The sequence below is a fragment of the Streptomyces sp. A2-16 genome (genome assembly GCF_018128905.1).
Lineage (GTDB): Bacteria > Actinomycetota > Actinomycetes > Streptomycetales > Streptomycetaceae > Streptomyces.
Genome location: NZ_CP063808.1, coordinates 5,414,015 through 5,435,985, shown reverse-complemented (window position 1 = coordinate 5,435,985; position 21,971 = coordinate 5,414,015). Strand labels below are relative to the sequence as shown.

Below are 21,971 nucleotides of genomic sequence, written 5' to 3'. Positions count from 1 at the left end.
ACGGGAAGGGCCCGGGAGGAACTCCTCCCGGGCCCTTCCCGTGCCGTGACTCAGACCTTGCCCGCGGCGAAGGTCGCCGCCGCGTCGGCGTTCGCCGTGTACCCGAGATGCGCCAGCGTGTCGTTCCCGCCCGCCTCGCAGACGGGGTCGCCCTTCGCGCAGAAGTCGATGGTGCGGCTCTGGTACGTGCCGGTGACGCTCTTGCCGATCGCGCGGATCGGATTGCCGAACAGCAGGACCGCGGCGACCCGCGACTCCAGCGCGGCGGGAATCGTGGCGACAATGGGACTGCCCACCACCGCACCGGCGCTGCTGATGCCGATGGAGTTGTCGACGACGTTCGCGCCCTGCGAATAGCCGACCAGAATGAAACGCTGGTTCGGACAGGCGGCCGCCTGGCTGTTCACGTGATTCACCAGATCCGCGTTGCCCTGCGCGGCCGAGGTCAGGGAGAGGTCCGCGGGATAGTTCACCTTGTAGCTGGTCAGGCTGCGGCCCGTGAGTTTCCTCTGCAGGGCGGAGTACACCGGGTCGCCGACGATCAGACCGAGCGTGCCCGGCTCGAACGTGCCGCGAGCAGCGACGACGTCGATGTCCGAGCAGGGCGCCGCGGACGCCGACGGTGCCGCGAGGGTGGCCACCGAAGCCCCGCCGATCAGCGAGAGCGCGGCGAGGCACAAACGAATACGCATGGGGGGATCCTTTGAGGGTGGGGCGTGTGAAACGCCTGTGGAAAGGATGTCCCGAACGTATTCGCTTGACGGTGACGGGTGTTATGGACGGGAATTCAGGAATTCCTCGTTCTTTTGTGCCGTGGTGAGTGCCAGAATCAGATCCAGACGGGCGCCGGGATCGTGCAGGGCGTCACCGAATACTTTCTCCAGCTGGCGCAGCCGATAACGCACTGTCTGCGGATGGACATGGAGACGGGCGGCGACGTCGGGCACGTTGCTGCCGCTGAGCAGCCACGCCAGCAGCGTCTCGGCGAGCCGCTCCCGCTGCCCCTCCGACACCGTGTCGAGCGGTGCGAGGGCACGGGCCCGCAGGTGGTCGAGCATCGGCTCGTCGCTGTGCAGCAGCAGCGTCGACAAGTGGTCCGCGCAGCGCACCACCCCCTGCCGGGGGAGGATCCCGCGGCCCATCAACCCCAGCGCCCGGGTGGCCCACCGCAGCGACTGGGCGGCCTCCGCGAGCGGCACCGTCGGCCCCACCGCGGCAGGCCGGCCGCGCAGGGCGAGGCTGAACGCCCGCCCGCCGAAACGCCCCGAACCGTCCGGGTCCGGGATCAGCATCCGCGGCGGCCGCGACTCCATGTCCACCAGTGCGCCGGCGGCGGCCAGCGGCCGGTCCTCGTCCCGCTGGTCCGGGGTGGCCGCGAGCGCGACGACCGCGACCTGCCCCGGCACCGACCAGCGGGCGCCGTGCGCCAGGTCCTGCACCGCCGCCGGTGCCACCGGCCCCTCACCGAGCAGCAGGTCCAGCAGGCGTCTGCGCCGCCGCTCCAGCTCTTCCGTGTTGTGGGAGCGGGCCTCCGAGTACCCGGCCGCGGCCGCCTCCGCGACCTCGTGCACCGTGCGGAAGGCGAGTTCGCCGAGCGTCGTGACCACCGCGGAGTCGAGGCCGAGCTCCTCGGCCGTACGGCCCATCAGGCGCCACGCGTGCAGCCCTCCGACCCGCAGCGCGGACTGCAACGCGTCCAGACTGCGCCCCTCCAGGGCCTCGCCGCGCCCGAGTTCGTAGTACGTCGCGGCGATCGCGTCCCCGCGGCCGCGCGGGTCGGCGATGTGGTCGACGAACAGGGTCAGGGCCTGGACGACACCGGCTCTGAGGTGTTGGCGGTAGGTGCCGTCGGCCGGGCGCGCGTACTCGGGCACCTGTCGGCAGACCTCCTCCTCCACCTCGTCGGCGACTTCCTCCAGCTGGGAACGGAGCAGTTCGGCGAGGTCGGGCGGCACCGGGGCGGTGCCGAGGTTGTCCGGACCGCCGTGCGGGAAGGGGGTGGCCAACGGGGGCCCTCCTTTCACCCGGAAGCGGCTCACCCGCGGGCCGCTGCCCGTGGGACGAGGGGTAAGTCCTGTGTTGGACGGACGACCCCTGCGTTGCGTTCCGTGCCCCGACGGTACCGACTTCACTGCGGCACCCCCAGCCCCCGGGCGAGCATCGGCCACGACGCGGTGAACTCCCGCTTCCAGTAGGCCCAGCTGTGCCCTCCTCCCGCGTAGAAGTGGGTGGTGACCGGGACGCGCAGCAGCGCGAGGGTGTCGGTGAAGCCGTGGGCGGAGGGCCACAGGGCGCTCTCCAGCGCCTCGGGCAGCCAGTCGCCCGTGCCGCCCGCCAGCCCGCTGCCGCTGGAGACGTACAGGGCGGTGCCGCGCAGTCCCGCCGCGCGGTCCCGCGGGTTGAAGTCCCGCCAGGTGAGCAGGTTCAGGAAGGGATTGCCCCACAGCGAGGCGGGCGCCAGGTTCTCGCGGGCCACGATGGCGTCCACCAGGGTGGGGACACCGGGCGCCATGGTGTCGAGGATCCCGCTGTAGGAGGCCGCCGCGGTGAACATGCCCGGGTGCCGCGCCGCGTGCGCCATGGCGCCGTAGCCGCCGGTGGACACCCCCGCGACGACCCGCACACCGGAGGCCCGGTAGTCGCGGGCGAGCAGTGCCGGGACCTCCTTGAGCTGGAAGGTCTCGTAGTCGGGTCCGCCGCGCCAGGCGGAGGGGATGCCCGTGGGACCCGCGTCGGGCATCGCCACGATCAGGTCCCGGCCCGCGGTGAAGGCCTCGATGTCCGTCTCCCGCGTCCAGGACGTGTAGTCGTCGTGGGCGCCGTGCAGGAGATACAGCACGGGGTAGGTGCGGGTGGGCTGCGCGTCGAACCCCGAGGGCAGGATCAGCCGGACCGGGGCGCTGCGGCCGAGCGCGGCGGACGGCACGGACACGTCGATCGTGCGTGACCCCAGCGCGGCGGCGGTCCGGGCGCCGAACAGGACGGCCAGCCCGGCCCCGGCCGCTGCTCTGGTGACGGTGCGTCGGGACACTGCGGTGGTGCGACGGTGCATGGCGGCTCTCCTCGGATCACGAACGGCGGGTCCCGCCGGCGAGCTCGCGGCCCAGGTGGGCGGCGATCTCGTCGACGTGCGGCGGGTCGAGCAGTGACAGGTGGTGTCCCGCGACCGGTACGACCGTCAGGCCCGGGCACACCTCGTCCCAGCCCAGCGCCCGGTCGTCGCGTTCGTAGGCGGGGTCACGCACGGTGTGCGGGGCGGGCTCCGTGGCCCGGTACAGGACCACCCGCCCGTCGTGACGGCCCGGCCGGTGGGCCTCGCCGATCCTCAGGTCCAGGTAGGAGGAGCGCTGGTGGGCCAGTGCGGCGGACGGCACCTCGGCGGACGCGCGCAGGATCTCCAGCACGGTGTCGATGCGCTTGGCGTCGTCGTCCATCGCCACCAGGCCGTCGTACGGCAGCTCCAGCCGGACTCCGTAGGTGTCGAGGACGTGGCGGGCGAACCCCTCGAAGTGGGCGCGGAGCCGGTCGTCCGGTGTGCGGTCCGGCTGGGGGAGGGGGCGGACGGAGTCGATGAGGACCACGAGCTCCACGTCCCGTCCCGCGGCGGTCAGTTGCCGCGCGGTCTCCTGGGCGACGAAGCCGCCGAAGGACCAACCGCCCAGCAGACAGGGGCCGTCGGGGTGGACGGCGGTGACGGCCTCGGCGTAGCGGCGCGCCTTCTCGGTCACCGTCGGGGCGTCTTCGAGGCGTTCGAGGCCGTACACGGGCCGCTCGTCGCCCAGGCGTTCGGCGAGCGCCCGGTAGACGTCGGTGGTGCCGCCGGCGGCGTGCACGAGGAAGAGCGGCGGCCGGTCGCCGGTGACGCGCAGCGGGCGCACCGGGCCGGCCCCCACACGGTCGGCCAGCTCCTGGACGGTGCCGGCGCCTAGCAGGTCGCGCAGCGGCAGCTCGACGGCGAACTCGCGCTCCAGGGCGGTGCGGACACGGACCGCCATCAGCGAGTCGAGCCCGAGGTCGGCCGGCGCGGTGGCGGGGGTGACACGGCCGGCGGGGTGACCGGTGACGGCCGCGATGTGGTGGCACACGCGGGCGACCACGGAGGTGTCCTGAGTGGCCTCGGGTGCCTCCACCCGTACGTCCGCCCCTCCCTGGGTCCGCACCTTCGCGGGGGCCGTCCCCCGCCCGTCCGTCCACCAGTGCCGCACATGCCTCCAGCGCGGCGCGGGCACGTCGACGACCCGCCCCGACGGCAGCGGCAGCCGCCCGCCCGCGCAGTACAGGGCGCCCACCTGGGTGAGGAAGTCGGCGCATCCGTCGGCGCCCCGCCGGAGCGTGCCGATCGCGAGGGCACCGGGCACGTTGTCGGTGACGGCCCGCCCCAGGACCGGGTGCGGGGAGATCTCGACGAAGGCGGTGCGGCCGTCGGCGGCGGCCGCCGCGAGGGCCCGGTCCAGGCGTACCGGCCGCCGCAGGTTCGCGGCCCAGTGGGCGGCGTCGAAGACACAGTCACCCCGCGGATCGTCCAGGACGGTGGAGTAGACGGGCACGCGCGGCGCTCGGCCCCTGACCTCGGCCAAGGACGCGGACAGCTCCGCCAGCAGCGGCTCGACCTGGGGCGAGTGCCCGGCACCGACGACCCGCATGGACCGCGCCGCCCGCCCCTGCCCCTCCAGCCACCGCACGAGCCGCGCCACCGCGGGTTCCTCGCCGGTGACGACCTTCTGCCCGGGCGAGGAATGGACGGCGACGTGCACACCGGGGAAGTCCCGGTCCAGGACGTCGAGTTCGCGGTCGTCTAGGTCGACGACCGCCATGGCCCCGCCCCGCAGCCTGCTGAGCAGCCGGGCCCGTACGGCGACGATCCGGGCGCCCTCCGACACGTCCAGCGCGCCCGCGCACACCGCGGCGGCCACCTCGCCGAGCGAGTGGCCGATGACGGCGGCGGGCTCCACGCCGTGGGAGCGCCACAGTTCGGCGAGCGCCACCTGGAGCCCGAACAGAACGGGCTGGGCCACCTCCAGCCGGTCGAGTTCGCTCCCCGAGGCGAGACGGTCGTACAGGGCCAGTCCGCACTCCGCGTCGAGCTTCTGCACGGCGGCGGCGAACGCGGGCTCCTCGGCCAGCAGCCGGCGCCCCATCCCGGCCCACTGGCTCCCGTACCCGGAGAAGACCCACACCGGGCCCGCCCCCACGAGATCACGCTCACCGGTCACGACCCGCCCGTGCGACCCGCCGCGCGCCAACGCGTCCAGCCCGTCGGCGAGTTCGGCCCGATCCCGGGCGATCACGGCCGCGCGCACACCGCCGCGGCCCGCCCGACCGGCCAGCGTGCGGGCCACGTCGGCGGGATGGGCGGCCGCCGTCCGCAGCCAGTCGGCGAGCCGGGCCGCGGTGTCCCGCAGCCGCTCCTCGTCCACGTCCGACAGGAGATGGAGCCGGGCACCCGGCTCCTCGGCCGGGCGCGGGGGCAGGACACCGGGCCGCCATTCCTCCAGCACGGCATGGGCGTTGGTGCCGCCGAACCCGAAACCGGAGACCCCGGCCACGGCCGTACCGCCGTAGCGCGGCCACGGTTCGCCCTCGGTCACCACCCGCAGGTGTGCGCCGTCCAGGGCGCTGCCCTCGGAGCAGTGCAGGGACGGCGGGATGACGTCGTGGTGCAGGGCGAGCACGGTCTTCACCAGTCCGGCGATGCCCGCGGCGGACTCCAGGTGCCCGAGGTTCGACTTCACGGACCCGAGAAGCAGCGGCTGGTCGGGGTCGCGCCCCGCGCCGAGCACGGCGCCCAGCGCGCCCGCCTCGATCGGGTCGCCGAGCGGGGTGCCGGTGCCGTGCGCCTCGACGTAGTCGACCTGGGCCGGGGTGAGCCCGGCCCGTGCGTAGGCATCGGCCAACAGGGCCTGCTGGGCGGCGGGGTTGGGCGCCAGCAGGCCGTTGGATCTGCCGTCCGAGTTGACGGCCGTGGCGCGGATGACGGCGAGCACCCGGTCGCCGTCCCGCTCGGCGTCGGACAGCCGCTTCAGGAGCACGGCCGCGCAGCCCTCGCCGCGCCCGATGCCGTCGGCGTGCGGCGAGAACGGCTTGCACCGGCCGTCCGGCGCCAGGGCGCCCGCCCGCCGGAACGCCATGGTGACGGTGGGGGAGAGGAGCACGTTGACGCCCGCGGCGATCGCCGTGTCGCTCTCGCCCGTACGCAGGCTCACACAGGCGTGGTGCACCGCGACCAGTGAGGAGGAGCAGGCGGTGTCCACGGCCATGCTGGGCCCACGGGTGTCCAGCACGTACGCCAGCCGGCCCGCGGTCACGCTCAGCGCTGCGCCGGCCGGCGCCCAGGGATCGACGGCCGCCGGGTCGGCGCCGGTCAGGGCGCCGTACTCCGGGGCGGAGACCCCGACGAAGACACCGGTGGCGGTGCCCGCGAGGGAGGCGGCCGGGACGGCGGCGTGGGCCAGGGCCTCGTGGACGACCTCCAGGAGGATCCGCTGCTGGGGGTCCATCAGGGCGGCCTCGCGCGGGGTGATCCGGAAGAAGTCCGCGTCGAACCCGGCGATGTCGTCGAGGAAGCCGCCGTACGGGGGCACGTCATCGGGCGGGAAGGGCGTGAAGTCGCGCCAGCGGTCCTCGGGGATCCGTCCGATCGCGTCGACGCCGTCGGTCAGCAGCCGCCAGTAGTCCGCCGGGCCGTGGACCCCGCCGGGGAGGCGGCAGCCGATACCGATCACGGCCACGGGCTCCGAGGCGGTGGCCCGCGTGGCGGGTGCGGTCGGCGCGGTCGGCACCGCCGTACGGCACAGGTGCGCCACCAGGGCTTCCCCGGTGGGCGCCTCCCACAGCAGTGTCGGCGGCAGCTCGCGCCCCGCCAGCCGGGACAGGTCCCCGGCCAGCACGACCGCGTCCCGCGAGGACATGCCGAGATCGGCCAGCGGCCGGTCCATGGGAACCTCCGCGGCGGCGGTACCGGTCCACCCGGCGACCCGCTCCGCGACCAGCCGGCGCACCGCGGCCGCGTCGACGGCGCTCACGCGGTGCCGCCCACCGGGTAGGCACCCGCCAGGTACCGCTGCCGGGTCAGCGCCCGCGACACCTTGCCGCTGGACGTCCGCGGCACCGTGCCCGGCGGCACCAGCAGGACATCGGCGAGCCGCACCCCGTGCCGCCCGGACACGGCCGCGCGCACCGACCGCACCAGAGCCGGTACGTCGATCTCGGCGAGGCTCGTGGTCCGCGCGTGCTCGGCCACCACGACCACCCGCTCACCGGAGCCGTCCGCCACCCCGAACGCGGCGAGCCGGTCGCGCCGTACGGCCGGGTGCGCGTCCTGGACGGTGGCCTCCAGGTCCTGCGGATAGTGGTTGCGTCCGTCGACGACGATGAGGTCCTTGAGCCGTCCGGTGACGATCAACTGCCCTTCCAGGACGGTCCCCAGGTCGCCGGTGCGCAGCCGGCCGTCCGTGCCGAAGACGCGCCGGGTCTGCTCGTCCCGGTTCCAGTAGCCGCGGCCCACGTTGGGGCCCCGCACCTGGATCTCACCGACCTCGCCCTCGGACAGGCGGGCGCCCGAGACCGGATCGACGACATGAACCTCCTGTCCCACCGGGGTGCCGCAGCCCGCCAGCAACACGGCCCGGGGATCGTCGGGCCGGGCGGGCAGCGCCTTCCCCTCGGCGAGCGCGTCCCGGTCGAGGGAGAACCGGCGCACCGGCTCCCCGGGACGGGCGGCGCTGACGAAGACGGTCGCCTCGGCGAGCCCGTAAGACGGGCAGTGGGTGCCGGCGACGAGCCCCTGACCGGCGAAGGCGGCCTGGAACCTGTCGGCCGTGGTGGGGCGGACCGGTTCGCTGCCGTTGATCAGTGCGACGACCCCGTCCAGCCGCAGATCCGCCTTCTGCGCCTCGGTCACCGCCGAGGCGCAGTAGTCGTAGGCGAAGTTGGGCGCCGCGCTCAGTGCCCGCGGATGCGCGGACAGCAGCCGCAGCCAGCGCGCTGGTTCGTGCAGGAAGGCGACCGGGTCCATGAGCACCGACAGCAGTCCGCGCACCACCGGGGCGGCCACACTGAGGACGAGCCCCATGTCGTGGTAGAGCGGCAGCCAGCCCACACAGGTCACCTGAGTCACATCGGCGCCGTAGGCACCCAGCGCCTGCCGGGCGTTGGCGACGACGTTGGTGTGCCCGATCTCCACTCCCGTCGGGGTGCGTGTCGACCCGGAGGTGTACTGGAGATAGGCGATCTCACCGTCCGGCGGCGGCAGTTCCCGCGCGGCGGCGTCGGGCACCTGGTCCACAGCGACGATTCGTGTGGCGGTGTCCGTGCACAAGTGCCGCACCTCGCTGCTCACCTGACTGGCCGTCACCACCACCGCCGGGCGGGCGTCGGCCAGGACGGCGGCCAGCCGGTCGCCGTGTCCGGGCAGACCGGGCGGATACATCGGTACGGCGACCATGCCGGCCGCGAGCGCCCCGAGGAACCCGGTCACGTACTCCAGTCCCTGGGGGCACAGCACGGCGACCCGTGCTCCCGGCTCGGCCTCCTCGGCGAGCCGGGCGGCCACCGCCCTTACCCGCAGGTCGAGCCGGCGCCAGGTCAGGGTGCGATGGACCCCCCGCGAGTGCGGGGCGGGATGGTCGACGAAGGTGAACGCCCGGCGTTCCGGGGTCGTCAGGGCCCAGTGACGCACGTACTCCGGCAGACTCCGGAACGCGGGGGCGAGCGGGGGACGGCGGATGTCCATCGGGCAGGTCTCCTCGCGGGGCGGGTCAGAGCGGGATGTTGCCGTGCCGGCGCTCCGGCATGGGGGCACGCTTGCCGCGCAGCGCACGCAGGGCACGGCAGAGGTGGGCACGGGTGTCGCGCGGGGCGATGACGGCGTCGACGTACCCGCGCTCGGCGGCGAGATAGGGGGTGCCGTGCGTGCTCTCGTACGCGTCCACGAGAGAGGCCCGCAGTGCCTCGGGGTCCTCGGCGGCGGCCAGTTCACGCCGGTGCAGAATTCCCACCGCTCCCTCGGCGCCCATCACCGCGATCCGCGCGGTGGGCCAGGCGAGGTTGATGTCGGCGCCCAGGTGCTTGGAACCCATCACCGCGTACCCGCCGCCGTACGCCTTGCGCACCACCACCGTCACCTTCGGCACGGTCGCCTCGGCGTACGCGTACAGCAGCTTCGCGCCCCGCCGGATGATCCCGGCCTGCTCCTGCCGGACGCCGGAGAGATAGCCCGGCACATCGGCGAAGGTCAGCAGCGGAATGCCGAACGCGTCACAGAACCGTACGAAGCGGGCGGCCTTCTCGGAGGCGTCGATGTCCAGGACCCCGGCCGCGTGCAGCGGCTGGTTGGCGACGACACCGACGGAAGCGCCCTCGACGAGCGCCAGCGCGCAGATGATGTTCGGCGCGAACAGCTCCTGCACCTCCAGGAGTTCACCGTCGTCGACGACCGCCCGCAGGATGTCCCGCATGTCGTACGCCTGCCCGAGGCGGTCCGGCACGATCTCGTCGAGCGGCACGCCGTCGGGCGGCGGCAGCGGGGCGTACTGCGGTGGCCGCTCCAGGTTGTTGGCGGGCAGGTACGACAGCAGTTCCCGTACGGTGTCCAGGGCCTCCGTCTCGTCGGCGGCGAGGAAGTGGGCGTTGCCGTTGAGGGAGTTGCTGGTGCGGGCGCCGCCCAGCTCCTCGGCGCTGGTGCGCTCCCCGGTGACCGCCTCGATGACGTCGGGCCCGGTGACGAACATGTGCGAGGCGCCGTCCACCATCACGGTGAAGTCGGTGATGGCGGGGGAATAGGCGGCCCCGCCGGCGCACGGGCCGAGGACGACGGAGATCTGCGGGATCACCCCGGACGCCTGGACGTTGCGGCGCACCAGCTCGGCGTAGAGGGCGAGCGAGACGACGCCCTCCTGGATGCGGGCGCCGCCGCCGTCGTTGAGTCCGATGACCGGGCAGCCCGTTCTGAGGGCGAGGTCCATGAGGGCCACGGTCTTCTCGCCGAAGGCCTCGCCCATGCTGCCGCCGAAGACCGTGGAGTCCTGCGCGAAGACGCAGACGGGACGCCCGTCGACCGTGCCGTACCCCGTGATCACCCCGTCCCCGTACGGACGGTGGGCGCCGTCCCCGGCCGGTCGGGCCCGTACGAACAGACCGGTCTCGGTGAACGAGCCGGCATCCAGCAGCAGGTCGATCCGCTCCCGGGCGCCGAACGTGCCGCGTCTTCTCGGCCTGTTCCCCGTCACGGCCTGCGCCCGGCGGGCTTCGAGCGCGAGGACACGGTCGGCGGTGCGGTCCGGCAGACGCGTCGTGGTCACCTCTAGTGTCACAGCCACCTCCGAAGTGGCCTTCGAATATGGCAGCGCCTCCGGCGCGGGCCGAGCCCCTCGCGGTTCTGTTTGCGCGAGGTGAGTCCCGAGAGCCCGCCCTTGCTCCGTGGGTGACAAGGGCCCGCACATGACATGGGCATCCCCTGTGCACTGCATTTGAGACAACCTGGCCGGAGAGAAGGTGCAGACCTGTTCCGGAGGTCGGTCTTTTCGCAGGCCGCCGGATGACGAGCACGCGTATCGAAGCGCGTGAATGAGTCAGTTCCCGGATTCGGTTCGACCGGCCGGTTGATAGTTCATTGTGGGCGCTGCAACAATCCCGGTCCTGGCCCCGTCGCCCTACCGGACCTCCCGGCCGACCACCCCACAAGGTTTGTCGTCAAGCGCGAAATTCCCCGCACGCGAATTCCAGATTTCACGAACCCCCCACAAGTCCGCGCAGCGCATGACTTCGGCATGCCTTTGCTGCGCCGACCGCTGCGGCAGTAAAGAAGGTGCATGTGTCACGGCACTCCATGGGGCTCGGCGGGTCGCCGTTCCCCCACGAAGCAGGCCCCGATCCGGCTGACCGGCAGTCGGTCTCCCGCGAGCCCTCCTACCAGGCACTGCGCAGCAGTCACCGGCGCTTCGGTGTCCGCGCCACGGCCGTCGCCGTGGGCGGCTTCCTGCTGTACGTCCTGCTGTCCAGCTTTCTGCCCGCCCTGATGAACACCCCCGTCAGCGGTCATCTCACGATCGGACTGGCCCTGGGGCTCGGGCAGTTCGTGCTGATGGGCGTGATCGTGTGGCGCTATCTCGTGCACATGCGCACTCGGGTCACCCCGGTCGTTCGCGGTCTGCGCGGCCTGGTCCGCCACCACGAGAGCGCAGGACGCGAACGCGCGGCCTTCGAGGTGCGCAGGGCGCCACGCGAGGAGGAGTACCGCCCATGGTGACGCTCGGCGCCTCCGTCGTGGACCGCATCAGCCTCCAGCTGACGCTCGTGCTCTTCCTGTCCGTGGTCGTCGTGACCCTGTTCACCGCGCTGCTCACCGCACCCCAGCGCGACGAGATCGGCGAGTTCTACCTCGGCAACCGGGCCATGTCCCCGCTGCGCAACGGGCTGGCGATGTGCGGCGACTACCTGTCCGCCGCGACCCTCCTGGGCAGCACCGGACTGGTCGCCCTGACCGGGTACGACGGACTGCTCTATCTGTGCGGCACCGCGGTCGCCTGGATGATGGTCCTGCTGCTGATCGCCGAACCCCTGCGCAACACAGGGAAGTTCACCCTCGGTGACACCCTGGCGAGCCGCCTCACCCGTATGAGGCGGCCGGTCCGCCTCGCCCTGGCGCTGTGCACGCTGGCCATCACCACCCTCTACCTGGTCGCCCAGCTGGTCGGCAGCGTCGCCCTGCTGACCCAGTTCACCGGCGAACCCAGCACCGCCACCCGCACCCTGTGCGTCGTCGTCATCGGCACCGTCGTCATCGTCTACGCCGCCATCGGAGGCATGCCCGGTGCCACCTTCATCCAGGTCGTCAAGGCGGTCATGCTGATCTGCGGTGTCACCGTGGCCGCCGTGATGGTGCTGCACCGCTTCGACTGGAACTTCGAGAACCTGCTCGCCGCCGCCGCGGACAACAGCGGGCAGGGCAGCCGGTTCCTGGAACCCGGACTGCGCTACGGAGCCAGCGCCACCAGCAAACTCGACTTCCTCAGCCTCCAGTTGGCCATCGTGCTCGGCCTCGCCGCGCTTCCGCACGTGATGATGCGCCTGCTCGCCCCCAAATCGGTCGACGTCCTGCGCACCTCGGTGGTGTGGGCGATGGGCATGGTCAGCCTCGTCTGCCTGGCGGCCGGCATCCTCGGCCTCGGCGCCGCCGCCGTCCTGGGCAGCGGCACCATCGCGGAGACCGACCGCACCGGCAACGCGGCCGTCCTGCTCCTCGCGCACGAACTGGGCGGCGCGGTCCTGACCGCCCTGCTGTCCTGTCTCGCCTTCGTCACCCTGCTCGCGGTCGCCGCGGGCCTCGTCCTGGCCGCCGCCTCCTCGCTCGCCCACGACCTCTACGGCGAGGTGATCCGCAAGGGCCGGGCGACGGAGACGGAGGAGCTGGCCGTGGCCCGGCTGGCGGCGGCCGTCATCGGCATCCTCGGCATGCTGCTGGCCCTGGTCTCCTGGGGCGCCAACTCCGCGACCCTCGCCTTCCTCGCCTTCGCCATCGCCGCGTCCGCGATCCTGCCGACCCTCGTCTACAGCCTCTTCTGGCGGCGCTTCACCGCGCAGGGCGCCCTCCTCAGCCTCTGCGGGGGTCTGCTCACCTCGGTCCTTCTCGTCGTCTTCTCCCCGGTCGTCTCCTCCGCTCCCGCCTCGTTCTACCCGGACGCCGATTTCGCCTGGTTTCCCTTGCAGAATCCCGGAATCGTCTCCATCCCGGCCGGCTTCCTCCTCGGTTGGCTCGGTTCGGCGCTCAGCAGTCCCGAAGCAAAGGAGACATACGAGGACTTCGAAGTGCGCACCCTGGTCGGCGTCGACTAGCCGATTTCCCCCCACTTTTTCCGGAAGGCATGTGGTGAACACGTGGAAATTCAGTCGACAGCGGATCACGGCTTGCGGCGAGAACTCCCGTGCAGTAATTAGGTGATGCATGAACTTGTTCAACCGTGGCACCATGTTCCGTCGCACGGACCGCACGGAGCCCGCCGGCGTTCCCCAGCCCCCCACCGGGTCGTCGGCCACTGCCACAGCCGTCCTTCCTGATCCAGGACTGGCGGCCCTGACCGGGGAATGGGCCATCGACCCCGCGCACAGCAGGATCGGCTTCTCCGTGCGCCACGCCATGGTGACCACCGTGCGCGGGGCGTTCCTGGAGTACCAGAGCCGCCTCTACTTCGACGGCCGCGACCCGTCCCGCTCGAAGGCGGAGATCATCATCTCCACCGGCAGCGTCGACACCGGAGTGGAACAGCGCGACGGCCACCTGGTGGGGCGCGACTTCCTGGACTCGGCGACCTATCCGCGCATGCGGTTCGTCAGCACCGGCGTCGAGGTCGTCGGCCCCGACGTGTACCGGATGACCGGCGACCTCACCATCAAGGCGACGACCCGTCCCGTGGTCCTTGATCTCACCTACATAGGCCATGTCACCGACCCGTTCGGCTATCAGCGCGCCGGCTTCGACGGCACCACCACCATCAACCGCTCCGAGTGGGGCCTGACCTACAGCACCAGGCTCGCCGAGGGCGGCGCCATGGTCAGCGAGAAGGTACGCCTGCAGTTCGACATCGCCGCGATCCGTACACCGCCGGCGGGCTGACCGGGCGCCTGCCGTGCCGCGCGGGCCACGAACCCGTCCTGGTTCGTGGCCCGTTGCGCTGTCCGAGCGCCGTCAGCGCCCGCGCACCAGCCCCGCCAGATAACGCCACAGCGACGAACGCGGCCGTACGGCGGACTCGTCGGCCGGAGCGGAGCCGGCCCCGGCAGGGAGCGGCGGGACGGAGGGCACCGGCAGGGCCGGCGTGCCCGAGACCGTGTAACGCACCGGGAGCGACCGCAGACCGCGCATGAACGGGGAGGAACGCCACGGCAGTTGGTCGACCGGCAGCGACAGCTCAAGCCCGGACAGCCGCTCGAAGAGCCTGCTGACGCCGATCGCCGCCGCGCCCCCGGCCAGCTCCCGGGCCGGGCACTGCCGGGGGCCGGCACCCCAGGACAGATGGGCCCGGGTGCTGATGGTCGACTCGGGGCAGACCTTCCCCGCGAAGGCCGGATCCGCGTGCGCGGCACCGACCGACACCCACACCGGATCGCCCGCCGCGATGGTGTAGTCGCCGAGCCGCATGTCCTTCAGCGGGAACCGCGGCACGAAGTTGATCAGCGGCGGCTTCTGCATCACCACCCGGTTCATGGTCTCCCTGATCAGCCCCGCCGACAGGCTGGCGCTCGCGGGGAGGTTCCCGGTGATGACCTCGACGACCGTGTTGGAGATCAGGATGCCGACATGGTCCGAGGTCATCCCGAGCAGCATCATCAGCTCGCGCGACAACTCCTCGACGCTCAGGCCGGGATGGGAGGCGAGCAGATAGGAGGGGAAGTCGTCGCCGGGCTCCTTCATCTTCGACGCGCCGAGCTCCGACAGCGTGGCGAGGAGCCGCTCCAGCGCGGGCCCCGCGTCCGGACCGGCGTCCAGCACCCGCCACATGTCCATCAGCGCGTCGTCGTGCTGCGATCCCGGGAAGCCGAGGAGATGACTGGCGACCATGAGCGGCAGCGGGCGCGAGAACTGCGCGGACAGATCCGCCCATCCGGTGCGCCCGCCCTGGGTGAACAGGCTGATCAGCTCGTCGGCGTCACGGGTGATCTTCGCCTTGAGCTGCTTGGCGACCGGGTGCCGGGGGTCCTGGAAGGGCCGTAGCGCGGTGTCCCAGGCCACCTTCAGTCCTCGGTAGCCCTCGCCGCCCTGGATCAGCACGTGGTTGACGTCGAGCGAGGGCGCGAGCGGCCAGTCCTCGGGCAGCCGCCCTTCCCTGCGCGCCCGCCAGTTCTCCAGCCCCTTGGGCCAGGCGTGATCGTCCCGGAGGACCTCGTACGCCTCCTCGTAACCCAGCACGAGCCAGACGGGCACCCCCAGCAGGTCGACCGGCGCGACCGGGCCGTGCGCCCGGCGCAGACGCTCGTACACGATCGCCGGATCCCGTTCGTAGTCACGGGTCATGAGCGGCTCGAGGCTCATCGACTCCAGCGACTCGTGACCGGCTGCCGATCCGCTGTTCAGTTGGACCCCCATGGCTTCCTTCCCTCGGTCGGGCGGTACGCCAGAGTAATGTGACCCCCTGCGCTGCCTCCATGGCGGGGGGTGATTACCGACCCGGCGTCGCGGAGAGCCAGGGGAACGCCGATCGGCACCGCCCGCGGACGGTGCCGATCCTGGTCGAAGTCGCCCGCTACGGGGTCCACTTGATGTTGGGGTTCACATTGCCGGTCCAGTTGAAGACGGCCATGTTGTCCCAGCCGTTGCCGCTGCCGGAGATGTCGGCCGGGTCCCACCCGTTGCCGGTCACGGCGTACCAGGTGGGTTCCCAGTAGAAGACGCCGATCGCGCCGTTGCTGCGGGCCGCGTTCTGCACGGCGGTGAAGTTGTCCGCCTGGCCCTGCCAGCTGAGCGGGTAGCCCGAGCAGCCGCTGGTGATGGAGTTGGCGGTGCCGTCCGCGTTGGCCGAGGTGAACGGATAGGCCGTCTCGGCGATGACGACGTCCTTGCCGTACCGGGACTTCATGTCGGCCACGACACTTCCCATGTTGGCGATCGTGCCGTGCCACGGGCAGTAGTACGACAGCCCGGTGATGTCCCAGTTGACGCCCTTGGCCTTGATGCCGTCGTAGAACCAGCGCGCGTTGGCGTCGCTGTCGGCGTCGGCGGTGTGGATGATCACCTGGGTGCCGCTGTTGCACGCCTTGGTCGCGTTGTAGCCCGATTTGAGCAGCAGACCGAGGTTGGTGAAGTCGTTGTTGACGACCTTGCCCTCGTTCCACAGCATGCCGACGTTGATCTCGTTGCCGATCTGCACGCTGTCCGGCGTGGTGCCCTGCGACTTGAGGCTGTTGCAGACGTCGTACGTGTAGTTGTAGACGTCGGTCTGCAACTGACCGATGGTGTGACCGGCCCACGCGGCGGGTTTGTTCTGGTTGCCCGGGTCCGCCCAGGTGTCCGAGTAGTGGAAGTCGACCAGCAGCTTGAGCCCCTTGGCCTTCACCTGCTTCGCGTACGACAGCACCTTGGCCTTGTTGTTGTAGCCGCTCGCGGGGTTGTTCCAGACCCGCAGGCGGACGTAGTTGACGCCGAGGCCCTTGAGGATGTCCAGCGGGTCCTTGGCGGTGCCGCTCGCGTCGTAGTACTTGGCGCCCAGGTCGAGGGCGCGCTGCGCGGTCGACACATCGGCACCGCGCATGGTGAGAGAACCGGCGGCGGAGGCGCTGGTGGACGTGGTGAGCAGGGATGCGGGCAGGGCGAGGGCCGCCAGGAGCGTGGCGGCCCTCACGAGGCGGCGCGGACCTATCACGGTCATCCCGACCTCCTTGTCTGACATGACCATGTGGATGTTCTGGGAACGCTCACAGTAGGAGGCGGTTTCCGCGTTGTAAATACGTGTGTCAGAGGCATTACTGCTTGGTGAGAGGGTTGTTGGCTGCACCCTCTCCTTGTGTACGTACACAGATCAATTGAGGTCGCCGCCTGTCCTCTATGCGTGTCGCGCATAGGCGGTGCGTACGGAGTGGTAGGTTCCACGCCATGCGGATGACGCTCGACGAGCGGGTGCGGTCGGCGGTGGCCGCCCTCCTGTACGCGACCGGTGAATCACAGACGGAACTGGCCTGCGCGCTCGGCGTGAGTCAGGCCCAGGTGAGCCGCCGTCAGTCCGGGACCGCCGTCTGGAGCCTGGCCGACTGCGACGCGGTCGCCGCCCACTACGGCATCGACCCCCTGGACCTCCTGGCCGGCCCCACCCGGGCGACCGAGACCCTGCCCGCGCGGCGGCGCCGCGCCCCGGGCCGTGTCGTACGCCCTGCGGCCGCCCCGGACAAGGGAGTCCGATGACCGACTTCGACGCGATCGACGCGCTGCTGGCCGAGGCGAGGCAGGAGGTCCCGCTGCCGCCCGTCGAGGAGCGGCGCGCCCTCCGTGAGGAACTGAACGTCTCGCGCGCCCAGCTCGCGAAGGTCCTGAACGTCAGCGCCTCGACGGTGGGCGGCTGGGAGTCGGGACGGGAGCCCGGCGGGGAAGTGCGCGAGAAGTACGCGTACTTCCTCGACGGGGCACGGACGAAGCTGGCGGCCGCGGTCGGGGACACTGCGGACGACGTGACGGACCCCGAGGTCGATCACGGGGTTGAGGACATGACGGGCCGCGAGGAGGAGGCGGGGCCGGCGGACGAGGCGGGGCTGGACGAGGTCGACGTGCTGGCCGAGCCGCGGCCCTGCGTCCTGTGCGGGCACCCGGCCCGACACCAGGTCGAGGGCTTCCCCCAGCACCTGGACCCCGCGGACTGCGAACCCGCGAAGGGGCCGACGCCCGCTCCTGAAGAAGCGCCCCGCGGGCCCGCCACCGGCGGCTCCGCGGCACGCGACGGCGTGAAGGTCGTCCCCGTGGGACGCCGGGTGCGCCCCGCCGACACCCCGGACCTGATCGGCTCCGCCGTCGCGGCCGCGCTCGAGCAGCACTCCGGCGACGTGGAGGCGGCGACCGCCGCACTGGTCAAGCGGGCGATCCCGGACGCGATGGCACTCCTCGACGACACCCGCAAGGGCGGCCGGTACGACGTCGTCGCCCACCCCTGGCTGCCCGACATCCTGCGCAAGCAGAGCGCGCGCGGCGCGGACCAGATCTGGGAGGCCCGCCCCAAGTGGACCAGGCCCGAACTCCCGCCCGGAGAGCACGAGGTCACCGCCCTCGACGTCAACGGCGCCTACCTCTCCGCGCTCAAGACACATCTGCCGATCGGCCAACTGGAGCACTCCGACGGCGGCGACCACGACCGCCGGCGCGCCGGCGTCCACCTGATCACCCCGCCCGACTGGGACCACGACGCCTACCTGCCCAACCCGCTGGGCAGCCGGGACGAGGCGGGCCCGCTGTGGGTGACCGAGCCGACCCTCCGCCTCCTGCTGCGTCTGGCTGGACCCAGGTACGGCCTGTGCGACCCCCCGGAGATCCACGAGTCCTGGACCTCCGGGGCCACGGAGAACCTCCTGGAGAAGTTCCGGATCGCCCTCAAGGACGCCCGGGACCGGGCCATCGCCGAGGACGACATGGTCACGCTCGAATACGTGAAGGCCATGTACAGCAAGTTCGTCTCCACAATGGGGGAGTCGAACTACAACCGGGAGCTGTACCGCACCGACTGGATGCACCTCATCCGCTCCCAGGCCTTCGTGAACCTGTGGTGGAAGGCGCACCGCGCCTACGACGAGGGCCTGACGGTCGTCCGCGCGATGGGCACCGACGAACTGCACGTGGCCGGCGACTGGCGCGCGGTGTTCGCCGAGGGGCGCGGTGTCACCGAGGTGAAGGTGAAGGACACCTACCGCGTCGGCACCGACGCGGCGAACGGATGAGCCCGAACGACGGTAGCCTCGGGATGATCCGCGCCGCAGGTCGGCGAGCATCCTTCCATCAGCGGCGGGCGTAAGGAGACGGGGTGCCGGAGAGAAACATCGAGTTCGGGAAGTACGGGGCTCGGGGCATCAGGGGACACGAGGCGGTGGCCCGGCAGCTCGACGCGCTCGCCACCTTCATCGCCACCCCGATCACCACCCGGCGTGGCCTGCTGGCCCGGCTGCACTACCTCACCCGCACCGAGCACGCCCGCGCGAGCGCCCGTGAGGCCGGCCTCACGGTCACCGACCGCACCCTGAGGGCCTGGCTGGAGGAGCGCCGCAGCCCCTCGAAGCGCAACCTGGAGAAGATCGAGAGCGCGTACCGCACGGTGCGCCGCCAGAACGTCGCGCGGTATCTGCTCGTACGCCTGACCCGCGAAGGCCGCGGCACCCGGGTCGAGTTCCACCCGCTCAACCAGAGCCAGGTGCCCCGCCCCCGCCAACGGGCCGTCGAGTACCGCACTCTGAACGTCCGTCACTGGGACCGCATCGTGCGGGCCTGGGCCGCGGGCGACGACGCCGCGCTCGACGAGGCGTGGGTCAACGACGTCGTGGTGGATCTCGGCAGTCAGTGGGGCGAGTACGAGTTCGTGACCGCAATTGGGTTCGCGGCCTGAGGCCTCACCTCGGCACAATGACCACCATGGTCAACGACCCGCGTACCCTCCACCAGCGCCTCGTCGAACAACCGCGTTGCACCGGTCTGGCCCTCGCGCCCGACGGCACACGTCTGATCCTGTCCGTGCAGGCCCTCGACGACGAGGGAGTCCGGTACGTGCCGGAGCTGTGGGAGGTGGATCCGACGGGCGAACGGGATCCTCGCAGAGTGCCCGGCTCCCGACAGGGCGACTTCGCCCCCGCGTTCGCCGCCGACGGCACCCTGCTGTTCCTCTCCGACCGTGAGACCGGCGAGGCCGACGAAGGTCCGGGACCGTCCCTGTGGTCGCTCCCCGACAGCGGCGAGGCCGCGTGGACAGCCCATCACCCGGGCGGGACAACGGCGTTCACCGCCGCCGCCCGCTCCGACACACTCGCCTGCACGGCCGCACTTCTGCCCGGCGCCGCGGACGCCCGGGCCCACGCCGGCCTTCTCGGACGGCGTCGCCGCGCCGGTGTCAACGCCGTCCTGTACGAGGTGACCGTCGACAGCGGTGCGGAGCTCGGTCCCGCCGAACCCCACACCTTCGTCCTCGGCCGGGACGCCTCGCCGGTCGACGCGGGCGGCCAAGGCCCCGAAGGCGCCGGGGACATGGCGCTCGCGCCGGACGGATCCCTCGTCGCCTACACCCGGGCCCCGACCGGCGCCGCCCCGGACACGAACACCGTGGTGATCGCCGACGCGACCACGGGCGCGCAGCGCGTCACGCTCTCCCGCCCGGGCCACCTGTACTACAGCCCGGTGTTCACCGCCGACGGCACTCGCCTGATCTGCGAACGTCAGCAGGAGGAGACGTACGACTCCGAGTGGCAGGTCACCCTCGTCGCCATCGACCCCCTGTCCGGCGAGGAGACCGACCTCCTGCCCGACTTCGACAACTGGCCCTGGCCGGGGCGGGCGATCTGCTCGCCGGTGCCCGGGGACACCACGCTGTGGTTCACCGGCGACGAACAGGGCCACCGCCCGGTCTTCCGCCGGGACCCGGACGGCACGGTCACCCGACTGACCGCCTCCGGTGCCTACAGCTCCCTGTGCGTGACGCCCGACGGCTCGACCCTCTACGCGCTGCGCAGCACCCTCGACAGCGCCCCCCAGGCGGTCCGGCTGGACGCGGCCAAGGCCGACCAGGACCCCACCCCCCTCAGGACGCCGGGCGACCTCGGCCCCCTGCCCGGCACACTGACCGAGGTGCACACCACCGGGGACGACGGCTTCGCACTGCGCGGCTGGCTCGTCCTGCCCGAGGGGGCCGCCGCCGAGCACCCGGCACCGCTCCTCGTCCTGGCCCACGGCGGACCCCAGGGATCCTGGAGCGACTGGCCCTGGCTGTGGAACCCGTGGCCGTTCGCCGCCCGGGGCTACGCCGTACTGCTGCCCGACCCGGCCCTGTCCTCCGGATACGGGCAGCGCATGCAGGAACGCGGACGCGGCGAGTACGGCGGCCGGCCCTACGACGACGTCCTCGCGCTCACCGACGCTGCCCTGGCCCGCGCCGACCTCGACCCGACCCGCACGGCCCTCGCCGGCTGGTCCTACGGCGGCTACCTCGCCAACCGGACGGCGACGCGCACCGACCGGTTCAGGGCGCTCGTCTCCCACGCCGGGCTGTGGAACCTGGAGTCCTTCCAGGGCGCCACCGACATGCACGCGTACTTCCGGAAGATCTTCGGTGACCCCCGCATCCACCGCGAGCGCTACGACGCCGACTCACCCCACCTCGACGCGACGCGGCTGAACACCCCGATGCTGATCGTGCACGGCGGCGCGGACTCCCGGGTTCCCGAGGCCCAGTCCCGGGAACTCCAGCACGACCTGCGACGCCAACACGTGCCCGCCGGATTCCTGTACTTCCCCGACGAGTCCCACGGCATCGAAGCCCCGAACCACCTGTGCCTCCTCTACGAGACGGTCCTCAACTTCCTGGACCACCACGTGCTGGGCGAACAGTGGAGGCGTCCGGAGCTCCTGTGACGGGGGCCCGCCTCAGCGGGTGGGGATGCCCAGGTCCGCGGCGACCGAGTCCGCGCGGACGAAGACGGACACCGGGTACTGCTCGTCGCAGTACTTGTTGCCCGACGACACGATTCCCACGACCTTGCCGCCGCTGATCAGCGGCCCGCCGGAGTCCCCGGGACAGATGCTGTCGGTGGTACCGGGGCGGGGCTTACCGCACAGCATGGCGGCGGGGTCGGTCTCGGGGTCGGTGTACGGCTGACAGGCGGCGACGGGGGAGAGGACCAGCTTGGCCTGCTTGAGCCTGGTGGCCTGCTCGCCGGGGCCGGTGCGCCCCCAGCCGACCACGGTGGCCGTCCGGCCGTCGGCCACCAGCTTGCCGTCCTTCGGGCCGGCCACCGGGATCGTCCGGTACGGCATCGGCCGGTCGAGGGTGAGGACCGCCGCGTCGTGGGCGGAGCCGGGCCCGCCGTAGCGCGAGTCCAGCCGAGCCGAGGTGACGGCCCGCTCCGTGCCGTCGGTGCCGTCCACCCGGGTGCGGCCGCCGACCACCGTCAGCGTGGCCACATCACCGGCGCTCTCCACGCAGTGGGCGGCCGTGAGCACCTTCGTGGGCGCGACGAGTGTGCTACCGCAGAACTGCCTGCCCTCGAACTCGATCAGCATGGCGTACGGCCGGGCCTTCGTGGTGGCCGGACCGCCACCCTTGATCGCGGATGCGGGAGCGGCGGTGGACCAGAGCGCGGCAGCGGCGAGCACGGCGGTGGTCACGACGGCGGCCGTACGTGTGGTGGGACGGGTGGTTCTGGCAGCACGGATCGGCATGGCGGTCTCCCCCTGGACTGCTTGGCAGGTGGTGCGGTCGGTGAGGAGGACGAGCAGGAGGGGAGCATTGGTTTCGACGGTAGAGCCG

The 21,971-nt window shown here is 72.0% G+C and carries 16 protein-coding genes; 7 read left to right on the top strand and 9 right to left on the bottom strand.

The window, feature by feature from the left end; genetic code table 11:
- Positions 1-50: 50 nt before the first annotated feature.
- The 6 genes from IOD14_RS24320 to IOD14_RS24295 form a co-directional block, all read right to left on the bottom strand.
- Positions 51-692, bottom strand: a complete 642-nt coding sequence (locus IOD14_RS24320; protein ID WP_123986931.1) for a cutinase family protein — start codon at positions 690-692, stop codon at positions 51-53.
- Positions 693-773: 81 nt separating this feature from the next.
- Positions 774-2,006, bottom strand: coding sequence for a PucR family transcriptional regulator (locus IOD14_RS24315; RefSeq protein WP_123986930.1), 1,233 nt, complete (start codon positions 2,004-2,006; stop codon positions 774-776).
- Between the two features lie 122 nt (positions 2,007-2,128).
- On the bottom strand, positions 2,129-3,052 hold the full coding sequence (locus tag IOD14_RS24310) for an alpha/beta hydrolase family protein (RefSeq protein WP_212671515.1): 924 nt from the start codon (positions 3,050-3,052) through the stop codon (positions 2,129-2,131).
- A 16-nt stretch (positions 3,053-3,068) separates the two neighbouring features.
- Positions 3,069-7,022, bottom strand: a complete 3,954-nt coding sequence (locus IOD14_RS24305; protein ID WP_212671514.1) for a type I polyketide synthase — start codon at positions 7,020-7,022, stop codon at positions 3,069-3,071.
- Complete coding sequence (locus IOD14_RS24300) at positions 7,019-8,731, bottom strand: fatty acyl-AMP ligase (RefSeq protein WP_123986927.1); 1,713 nt, start codon at positions 8,729-8,731, stop codon at positions 7,019-7,021. Before IOD14_RS24300 ends, IOD14_RS24305 begins: the two co-directional genes overlap by 4 nt.
- A 25-nt stretch (positions 8,732-8,756) precedes the next feature.
- On the bottom strand, positions 8,757-10,298 hold the full coding sequence (locus IOD14_RS24295; protein ID WP_212671513.1) for an acyl-CoA carboxylase subunit beta: 1,542 nt from the start codon (positions 10,296-10,298) through the stop codon (positions 8,757-8,759).
- 512 nt (positions 10,299-10,810) lie between these two features.
- On the opposite strand from IOD14_RS24295, the gene IOD14_RS24290 reads away from it, so the two are divergent.
- The 3 genes from IOD14_RS24290 to IOD14_RS24280 all read left to right on the top strand — a co-directional run bounded on the left by IOD14_RS24290 (position 10,811) and on the right by IOD14_RS24280 (position 13,609).
- Positions 10,811-11,245, top strand: a complete 435-nt coding sequence (locus IOD14_RS24290; RefSeq protein ID WP_249126050.1) for a DUF485 domain-containing protein — start codon at positions 10,811-10,813, stop codon at positions 11,243-11,245.
- The gene (locus IOD14_RS24285; RefSeq protein WP_212671512.1) at positions 11,239-12,831 is read left to right on the top strand and encodes a cation acetate symporter; all 1,593 of its coding nucleotides are present in this window, start codon (positions 11,239-11,241) and stop codon (positions 12,829-12,831) included. Before IOD14_RS24290 ends, IOD14_RS24285 begins: the two co-directional genes overlap by 7 nt.
- A 109-nt stretch (positions 12,832-12,940) precedes the next feature.
- Positions 12,941-13,609 carry a YceI family protein gene (locus tag IOD14_RS24280; RefSeq protein ID WP_212671511.1) on the top strand — a complete coding sequence of 223 codons (669 nt, stop codon included), beginning with the start codon at positions 12,941-12,943 and terminating at the stop codon, positions 13,607-13,609.
- 72 nt (positions 13,610-13,681) lie between these two features.
- Here IOD14_RS24280 and IOD14_RS24275 read toward each other — a convergent pair whose 3' ends face one another.
- Positions 13,682-15,079: a cytochrome P450 gene (locus tag IOD14_RS24275; protein ID WP_123986923.1), complete on the bottom strand. Its 1,398-nt coding sequence runs from the start codon at positions 15,077-15,079 to the stop codon at positions 13,682-13,684.
- Between the two features lie 157 nt (positions 15,080-15,236).
- Positions 15,237-16,358 (bottom strand): glycosyl hydrolase 53 family protein, encoded by a 1,122-nt coding sequence (locus IOD14_RS24270; RefSeq protein ID WP_123986922.1) that lies wholly within the window; start codon positions 16,356-16,358, stop codon positions 15,237-15,239.
- A gap of 224 nt (positions 16,359-16,582) precedes the next feature.
- Here IOD14_RS24270 and IOD14_RS24265 point away from each other — a divergent pair, with 224 nt between their 5' ends.
- From IOD14_RS24265 to IOD14_RS24250, 4 genes are all read left to right on the top strand, one after another.
- Positions 16,583-16,888 (top strand): helix-turn-helix transcriptional regulator, encoded by a 306-nt coding sequence (locus IOD14_RS24265; protein ID WP_123986921.1) that lies wholly within the window; start codon positions 16,583-16,585, stop codon positions 16,886-16,888.
- The gene (locus IOD14_RS24260) at positions 16,885-18,405 is read left to right on the top strand and encodes a helix-turn-helix domain-containing protein (RefSeq protein WP_212671510.1); all 1,521 of its coding nucleotides are present in this window, start codon (positions 16,885-16,887) and stop codon (positions 18,403-18,405) included. Before IOD14_RS24265 ends, IOD14_RS24260 begins: the two co-directional genes overlap by 4 nt.
- 83 nt (positions 18,406-18,488) lie before the next feature.
- Positions 18,489-19,064 carry a transcriptional regulator gene (locus IOD14_RS24255; RefSeq protein WP_123986920.1) on the top strand — a complete coding sequence of 192 codons (576 nt, stop codon included), beginning with the start codon at positions 18,489-18,491 and terminating at the stop codon, positions 19,062-19,064.
- Positions 19,065-19,090: 26 nt separating this feature from the next.
- Positions 19,091-21,076 (top strand): S9 family peptidase, encoded by a 1,986-nt coding sequence (locus IOD14_RS24250; protein ID WP_212671509.1) that lies wholly within the window; start codon positions 19,091-19,093, stop codon positions 21,074-21,076.
- A 12-nt stretch (positions 21,077-21,088) separates the two neighbouring features.
- Here IOD14_RS24250 and IOD14_RS24245 read toward each other — a convergent pair whose 3' ends face one another.
- Positions 21,089-21,883, bottom strand: a complete 795-nt coding sequence (locus IOD14_RS24245) for a serine protease (RefSeq protein ID WP_212671508.1) — start codon at positions 21,881-21,883, stop codon at positions 21,089-21,091.
- Positions 21,884-21,971 lie beyond the last annotated feature (88 nt).